The 7,676-nt window shown below is 66.2% G+C and carries 9 protein-coding genes; 5 read left to right on the plus strand and 4 right to left on the minus strand.

Annotation, left to right across the window (positions count from 1 at the left end; genetic code table 11):
• The first annotated feature begins 76 nt into the window (after positions 1-76).
• Complete coding sequence (locus Q7J39_RS12130) at positions 77-523, plus strand: hypothetical protein (protein ID WP_304824970.1); 447 nt, start codon at positions 77-79, stop codon at positions 521-523.
• A gap of 12 nt (positions 524-535) precedes the next feature.
• Here Q7J39_RS12130 and Q7J39_RS12135 read toward each other — a convergent pair whose 3' ends face one another.
• Positions 536-829 (minus strand): Hpt domain-containing protein, encoded by a 294-nt coding sequence (locus tag Q7J39_RS12135; protein ID WP_304824973.1) that lies wholly within the window; start codon positions 827-829, stop codon positions 536-538.
• A gap of 26 nt (positions 830-855) precedes the next feature.
• Entirely contained in the window at positions 856-1,212 is a 357-nt protein-coding gene (locus Q7J39_RS12140; protein WP_304824976.1) for a hypothetical protein, read from the minus strand.
• 134 nt (positions 1,213-1,346) lie between these two features.
• On the opposite strand from Q7J39_RS12140, the gene Q7J39_RS12145 reads away from it, so the two are divergent.
• Complete coding sequence (locus tag Q7J39_RS12145; protein ID WP_304824979.1) at positions 1,347-1,742, plus strand: response regulator; 396 nt, start codon at positions 1,347-1,349, stop codon at positions 1,740-1,742.
• Between the two features lie 43 nt (positions 1,743-1,785).
• On the opposite strand, the gene Q7J39_RS12150 is transcribed toward Q7J39_RS12145, so the two are convergent.
• The gene (locus Q7J39_RS12150; RefSeq protein WP_304824981.1) at positions 1,786-2,172 is read right to left on the minus strand and encodes a response regulator; all 387 of its coding nucleotides are present in this window, start codon (positions 2,170-2,172) and stop codon (positions 1,786-1,788) included.
• A 79-nt stretch (positions 2,173-2,251) separates the two neighbouring features.
• Here Q7J39_RS12150 and Q7J39_RS12155 point away from each other — a divergent pair, with 79 nt between their 5' ends.
• The 3 genes from Q7J39_RS12155 to Q7J39_RS12165 all read left to right on the plus strand — a co-directional run bounded on the left by Q7J39_RS12155 (position 2,252) and on the right by Q7J39_RS12165 (position 7,097).
• Positions 2,252-2,620 carry a response regulator gene (locus tag Q7J39_RS12155; RefSeq protein WP_304824984.1) on the plus strand — a complete coding sequence of 123 codons (369 nt, stop codon included), beginning with the start codon at positions 2,252-2,254 and terminating at the stop codon, positions 2,618-2,620.
• A gap of 61 nt (positions 2,621-2,681) precedes the next feature.
• Complete coding sequence (locus Q7J39_RS12160) at positions 2,682-6,476, plus strand: PAS domain S-box protein (RefSeq protein WP_304824987.1); 3,795 nt, start codon at positions 2,682-2,684, stop codon at positions 6,474-6,476.
• Between the two features lie 123 nt (positions 6,477-6,599).
• Positions 6,600-7,097, plus strand: a complete 498-nt coding sequence (locus Q7J39_RS12165) for a hypothetical protein (RefSeq protein WP_304824990.1) — start codon at positions 6,600-6,602, stop codon at positions 7,095-7,097.
• On the opposite strand, the gene Q7J39_RS12170 is transcribed toward Q7J39_RS12165, so the two are convergent.
• Entirely contained in the window at positions 7,064-7,576 is a 513-nt protein-coding gene (locus tag Q7J39_RS12170; protein ID WP_304824993.1) for a GNAT family N-acetyltransferase, read from the minus strand. The two genes, Q7J39_RS12165 and Q7J39_RS12170, sit on opposite strands and share 34 nt — an antisense overlap.
• Positions 7,577-7,676: the final 100 nt, after the last annotated feature.

Genomic DNA, 7,676 nt, shown 5'->3' on the forward strand with positions numbered 1-7,676 from the left:
TCTTTCGCGTGGCGAAGCTTGGCTTTGCGTGTAATCCTGGGTTGAGAGACGAGCGGTAACACCTCAGGAGCGCTCCATGACTGACCGCCGCGTACATATCGTCGCCTATGAAACCTCAGGCCACGCGACGGAGATGGTGGTGGGCGCCACCGATCTGAACCGGGACAACGCCCAGCAGCCGGTCCTGCGGCCCAAGAACCACCGCGCGGGCGCCATCTTCGTCATGGAGGACGTCCACGACGACGGCGCCTTCTATTTCCGTCACGAGGCCAGTGGACTGTACCTGGCTCACTGGGGTTTCCGGCAACTGGCCCTGACCAACAAGAGTACGAAGGCTGCGGACAACTACGCGCTTCAGTGCAAGATGGACGGCCTGGATCCTTCGCCCTGGGTGGCGATCAACAATCACAAGAAGGATCGGGTCATCGACATCGACCACGGGGTCATGACCGATGGCCGGTCGCTTTGCTCGTTCCCCTGGAACGACGGCAAGAACCAGTGGTGGCGCCTCCAGGACGCCTGAGGCGCGGGCGCGTCAGGACGCGCCGCCGGAGCTGGCCACACGCGCGAGTTCCGCTTCAAGGCGATCGATGTCACCGGCCTCCGTCGGCTGTTGCGCGGCGATCTGGTCGTCCAGCACCCCCGCCAGCTGGCTCAACTCGCTGAAGCCCAGGCCGCCAGCCAGACCGGAGAGGCGATGGATGCGTGACTTCACCTCGTCTTCGGCCAGGCCGTTCGGCCGACCCCGGGCCTGCTTCAGGACCGACAGATCCTCGGCGCAGCGTTCGCGGAAGCGTTGGCGCAGGGGCTCCAGCCGATCATGCGCCAAAGCTCCGCCTCCACGCCGTGCGCGCCTCAAACTGGGAGTGGTGTCGTTCCGGGCTGCGGCCGATGGCCGCGCGAGCGCTCCGCTCCGCTCTCGCTTCGATTGAATTCTGATTTTGCCGCATGAGTGAATTCATCATCCCCTGGGGCTCCCTTGCCCCTCTGCCTAATCGCCTGAAATAAAAGGCGTTCGAATTTCTCGCCTTGGGTATCGGCGATGAGGAACCGATACGCCAGCGTCACCTTATGGGCCTCGAGGATCTTGGCGATGCGGTATTCCACCGCAAGGCCTGCGGGCCGTTGAAGGGGCTTGGAGCCGCGCAGAGCGACGCCATGGTCTCGGATAAACTGACGCTCCGGGTGGACGGCGTCCAGGCCATGCTGCACCCTCCACGATCAGTGTCGACTCGGCGAATTGCTGCTACGGGAAGATTTTCGGCGGGCCTTGCCTGACCTTTGCGAGATTTGATCGGAAACGCCACCTTGCGTCTCCGGATAGTGAGCCCCCGGATAGAAGTAGAATGCGACCCGCCAGACCTCCGATACTCGCCATCGACGACGATCCTTTCGTCCTGGAAATGATCCAGCTTCACCTCTGGGATTACGATGTCAGAACAGCTCGCAGCGGCGATGAGGCGCTGGCCATTCTGTCCTACGCCCGTCCGGTGCTGATCCTGCTTGATGTGAACATGCCCGGCATGGACGGGATCGAAACGCTGATCCAAATCCGCAAGCGTTCTCAGCTCGCCGGCGCGCTCGTGCTGATGCTGACCGCCAAGGCCGATCGCGCGACGATCTCAAAGGCGCTTGCCGAGGGTTCTGACGGGTACATGCTGAAGCCGTTCACCAGCGGGAACCTGACGGTTCGCGTTCGCCAGATGTTGCGCAAGACGGAGCGGAACATCATCGAACTCTAAGACCGCGACGATCGGCTCGGAGTATCCTCCGCAGCCCGCGCGACTACCCGCCGTGGAGGAAGCGCCTCACCTCGGAGGCCAGGGTGGTCGGATCGAACGGTTTGGTGATGAAACCCACGATGTCCATGGCCCGATATGCCGACGCCTCCTGCGCCTGGGTGCGGGCGGTGATGAAGATCACCGGCATGGACTTCAAGGCCTGGCGCAGGCGCAGGGCCTCAAGCACGGAGGGCCCATCCATGCCGGGCATCATCACATCAAGCAGGATCACGTCAGGCCGGCACGCGCCGCTATCGAGCAGTTCCAGCGCGGCGAATCCAGAATCTGCGACCTGGACAACGATATCCTCATCAAGCTGGAGCGATAGTTCCGCCAACTCTCTCAGATCGGGTTCGTCGTCCACATAAAGCACCGTCAACGTCTCGGACATGAGCTATCCTGTTTCGCCGTCACCATCTGGCCCGAGCGTTTTCGCTGGGTCCGAGGCCATTGCTTGTTAGGTCACCGCCATGCGACGCACCATCTGTTTGGTCGACGATGATGACATCTTCCGTGAATTTCTCGCCCTCGAGCTGCGGGCCTTGGGCCAACCCGTCGATGAGGCGCCTGACGCCCGGACGGCTGAAGCCCTGATGGCCAAGTCGACCTATGCGGCGGCCATCGTCGACATCATCATGCCGGACGTGGACGGGCTTGAGATGATCGGGCGGATTCGCCGCCGCTGGCCCTCCACTCGGATCATCGCGATCTCGGGCGGCGGTCGCATAAGCGCCGACGAATGCCTGGAAATGGCCGGCCACCTGGGCGCGGATGCGCATATGAAGAAACCGCTGAGGGGCCGTGACATCTTGACGCTGATCGACGCCGAACCGACTTAGCTTCAGGCATAGTCAACCTTACCCGGAAATATTTGCGATCCTTGGCGAGAGGGCCTCGCGAATGTTTTCCGACGAAGACAGCTTGCACAAGCTATACGGGGACGCCGACCGACAGGGGCGCGCCAACACTTCCAGGCCCGGAACCGGCCTTCTGTGGATGCTGGCCGGCGTGCTCGGCTACGCCTTCCTGCTCTGGCTGAGCCTCACCTTCCTTCGCGAAGGAAACGGCGTGGCGGCGGTGACGCCGGCCAGCGCCGTAGCCTTGGCTATGATCATGCGTCGACCGCCGGCCACATGGTGGGCGCCCCTGGGCGCCTGCTTCGCCGCCACGCTCATGGTGGTCGCCGTGGCCGGGGGGCGCCCGCAGCTGGGCGTCGAGATCGCCGCGGCGAATATGATCGAGGTCGCCCTGGTCGCCGCTGTCCTGTGCCGCTGGCGCGGCGCCCGCTTCGATTTCGGTCAGTCTGCTGACCTGGCCGTGTTCGCCTGCGTGTGCATGCTCGTGCCCTGGCTGACGTCGATCGTCTATCTTCTGCCCGGCGGGGCCACCCTGCAGCCTGCCTCCCTCATCTTGCGGGCGGTGGCGCACGGTCTGGGCTTCCTGGTCTTCACCCCCGCCCTCATGCTCCTGCGCTTGAAGGATGCGGAGCTGTTCAACCCCGCCCGCCGCCGCGCCGCCCTGTTGTCGGGCCTCATGCTGGCCGTCGCCCTGGGGCTGGTGTTCGGACAGTCGCGCTATCCTCTGCTCTTCCTCGCCCTGCCGCCGATCGTGCTGATGGCCTTCCTGTTCGAGCTGGAGGGCGCGGCGGTCGCCATCCTCGTCACCACCCTGGTCTCGATCGTCTCAGCTTACGAAGGGCGGGGGCCCCTGGCCCTGATCACAGGGTCGATGACCGAGCGGATCCTGGTGCTCCAGCTCTTCCTCGCCACCAGTTCCCTGTTGGTGCTGCCGGTGGGGTCGGCCCTGTCTCAGCGGCGCGCCGTGCTGCGCTCGGTGGGGGGGGCGCGGGACGAAGCCCTTGATGCCCACGCCTCGGCGCGGGAGATGCAGCAGCTCGCCACCATGGCCGAGAAATTGGCGGGCGTCGCTTACTGGCGGCGTAATCCGGTCACCGGCGAGGCCTGGTGGTCGCAGCAGATGTACGAACTCGTGGGCTTTCCGTCGGAGGCGGGGGTGCCGTCGATCGAGGCCACGCTGGCGAAGGTCCACCCCGCCGATCGGGATCGTCTGCGCGCGGCCATTGAGGGCCTGATGCGGGAGGGGGCGCCGGTCAAGGAGCAGGTGACCCTGGAGCGTCAGAACGGGGATCGCCGCGTCATCCGGGTCCAGGCGGAGGCCGAGCAGACACCCGGTGGTGGAGTAGGCTCGGTGTTCGGGGCCTTTCTGGACGTCACGGACGTCCACCGGACCGAGGCCGCCCTCAGCGAGAGCGAAGCGCGGTTCAGGTCCTGGGCCGAGAATTCCGACGACGTGGTGGTGCACACCGCCCTCGACGGGCGGCTGAGCTATGTCTCGCCCTCGGTGGAGCGGGTGGCCGGATGGCGGCCTGAGGAGATGATCGGCCGCAGCTTCGAAAGCCTCACCCACCCCGACGACTCGGAGCGGGTGAGGAAGGAAGTCGTCCGACGGCTCAAGGCGGCGGACGACGCACCGCAGCCGCCAATCGAGTATCGGGTCATCTGCAAGAACGGTGAGACGATCTGGGTCGAGGCCAAACCGAAATTTCTGATCGATCCCATGTCAGGGCTGCGCCTCGGCGTCACCGACGTGATCCGCAACATCACCGACCGCAAGCGTCAGGAGACCCTGTTCCGGCAGGCGGTGGAATCGGCGCCCAACGCCATGGTGATGATCGACGCGGCCGGCCGGATCGACATGGTGAACGCCCTGGCCGAGCGGACCTTCGGCTATGAGCGGGGCGAACTGCTGGGCCAGGCGATCGAGATTCTCGTCCCGGAACGCTTCCAGGTCCATCATCCGGGCCTGAGGGACAGCTTCTTCGCTGATCCCCGATCCCGGGCCATGGGCGCCGGCGGCGACCTGTTTGGCCTGCGCAAGGACGGGACCGAGTTCCCCATTGAGATCGGGCTCAACCCCATCGAGACCGACGAGGGCCCGAAGGTCATCTCGGCCATCGTCGACATCACCGACCGCAAGGAGGCCGAGGAGCGTGTGCGCAAGGCGCTGGCGGAGACCGAGGAGGCGCGCGCCGCCCTGGCCAGGAGCGAGGGCGACTACCGGATGCTGGCCGAACACTCCTCCGACATCGTCATTCGGACCGACCCATCGGGGGTGATCACCTATTGCTCCCCCGCCGTCCGGCAGCAGGGGTTCACGCCGGAGGAGATTGTCGGCACCACCGCCCTGAACCTCTCCCACCCCGACGACATCAGCGCGGCTCTGGCGCGCCGAGCGCAGAACCTCAGCGGCGCGCCGATCGACCCCACGGTGGACCGACACCAGAGGCTGCGCACCAAGAGCGGCGAATACCGGTGGTTCGAGGGCGCGCCCTCCGTCCTGCGGGATGAGGAGGGCAAGGTGATCGCCGTGATCAACAGCCTGCGCGACATCCACCAGCGTAAACAGATGGAGCAGGACCTGCTCGCCGCCAAGGTCGCGGCCGAAGCGGCGGCCGAGGACGCCGAAGGCGCCAGCCTGGCGATGGCCGAGAGTGAAGCGCGCTATCGTATGCTCGCCGAGCATTCGTCCGACATCATCATCCGCTACGGGCCCGACGGGACCATTCGCTATGCTTCCCCGGCGGTCACGGCCCTGGGCTACAGCCCGGAAGAGGTGCGGGGTCGCAAGACGCTGGAATTCATCCATGCCGACGATCGTCCCGAAGTGATGGAGCGTCAGCGGCGGCTCTTCGCCGGACAGTTGGAGCCGGAGGCGCTGAACCACAGGATCCGGTTCGTGCACAGGAGCGGCGAGTTCCGATGGTTTGACGCGGCGCGGTCCGTCGTTCGGGACGATGCGGGTCAGATCACTGAAGTCATCAGCGCGCTTCGCGATGTGGAGGAGCGCACGAAGATCGAGGTTGAACTGGTCGCGGCCAAGGAGAAGGCTGAGGCCGCGGCGCAGGCCAAGTCGGACTTCCTGGCCAATATGAGCCACGAACTCCGCACCCCCCTCACGGCCATCATCGGTTTCGCCGGCCTGCTGGGCGCGAAGGGCAAGCTGGGCGAGATGGAAGCCAAGTTCGTCGAGCGGATCGTCAAGGCCAGCCGCAATCTGCTGACCCTGATCAACGAAGTGCTCGACATCTCCAAGGTCGATGCCGGCCTGATCGTGCTGGAGCGGGTGCCGACCCCCTTGCGCGCCTTGGCCGAGGACGCGGTGCAACTGTTCGGGGAACAGGCCCGCGCCAAGGGGTTGGAGCTGCGGGCGGAGATCGGCGTGGAGGTGCCCGACCAGGTCTTCGCCGACCCGGTTCGCCTGGCTCAGATCCTCGCCAACCTGCTGGGCAATGCGGTCAAGTTCACCGCGGCGGGCGGCGTGACCTTGAGGATCATGCAGACGTCGTCGAAGCGCCTTCGTTTCGAAGTTTCGGATACGGGCGAGGGCATCGCGGTCGATCGGGTCGACAAGCTGTTCGTCCGATTTGTGCAGGCCGACAGCTCCACGACGCGAAACCATGGCGGCACCGGGCTGGGGCTGGCGATCTGCAAGGGCCTTGTCGACCTCATGGACGGACAGATCGGCATCCAAAGCTTCGCCGGCGAGGGCTCGACCTTCTGGTTTGAGATTCCGCTGACAGAAATCTCCGACGCATCGCCCAGGCCTGGCGACCAGGGCGAACGTCATCCGATCGCTCATCTCGAAGGCTCGGCGGTTATTCTCGGAGAGCGGTAGGCCGCGCAAGGCGGCCTGAGCCGCATCGGGCGCCGTGACGCTCGCCGCCGGCGTGCAGGCCATCGTGGATTGCGCGCGCTGTGCTAAGGCTGGGCGACCTTCCTAGGACGCCTGACCTTGCCCATGCGTTTCCGTGCGCTGACTTCTGTTCTTTTGCTCGCGGCCCTGGCGGCCTGCGGCCGCGGCCAGACTGTTGATCCGGGGCCGCCGGCCCAGCCGACGCGGTGGTCGGCCATCGTCACCGGGGCGGGAATGACCCTGGCCTATGCGCCGGAGAGCCCCAGCGTCCAGACCCCGCCGATCCGCCTGAGCTGCGCCCGCGATCCCGCCCTCTTCCAGGTGGCGGTGGAGAAGATCATCCCGATCTCCAGCGAGGACCGCCTGTCGGTGGGCTTCGACGGCGCGCCCTTCGCGCTCGCCGTGACCCCGGAATCCCTCGAGGCGCCCGAGGGCGTCGAGGCGGCCGGGCCGATCACCGAGGACCTGCTGGTGATGCTGCAGACCGCCCGGGTGATTCAGGGCTCCTATGGCGCGACGGGGTTCGGGCCCTATGACGCGCCGCCGCCCGCCATGCTGACGCGTTTTGCTCAGGGCTGCCGCGCGGCTGGGGTCAGCCGATAGAGGTCCTGCACCTGGCCGTTGTCCTCGTACTGACCATCGGGGACGAAGCCGAGCTTGGTGAGCACGCCCTTCGACCCGGCGTTCTGCGGGTGCGTCCAGGCCGCGAGGCCCGGCAGCCGTAGGGTTTCCAGGCCGTGCTCCACCAGCCGTCGTCCCGCCTCGGTGGCGATCCCGTCGCCCCAGGCCGCGCGCTTCAGGCGGTAGCCGAGTTGGATCTCATCGGTCCCTTCCAGCGGGACCAGCAGCCCCCAGCCCAGCATCTCCTCGGGCGCGGTCTTGCGGAAGATCGCCCAGTAGCCGAGGCCCTGGCCCCAGTTGGTGGCGAGCTGGCGGGTCAGGCGGACTCGCTGCTGTGCGGCGGGCCAGACCGGTCCGAGGTAGGCCATCACCTCTGGGTCGCTGTTGATGGCGACACAGGCCTCCAGATGCTCGGGGCCGCGCGGCCGCAGGATCAGGCGCGCGGTCTCCCAGACGCTCATCAGGCGGCGAAGATCCAGGCGCTGTCGAGGCTGGTTATGGAAACCCCCACCAGGATCATCTTGCCGCCGCCCGCCATGTCGATGACCGTGTCGGCGCCGA

The sequence above is a fragment of the Phenylobacterium sp. genome, from assembly GCF_030651185.1.
Taxonomy (GTDB): Bacteria; Pseudomonadota; Alphaproteobacteria; order Caulobacterales; family Caulobacteraceae; genus Phenylobacterium.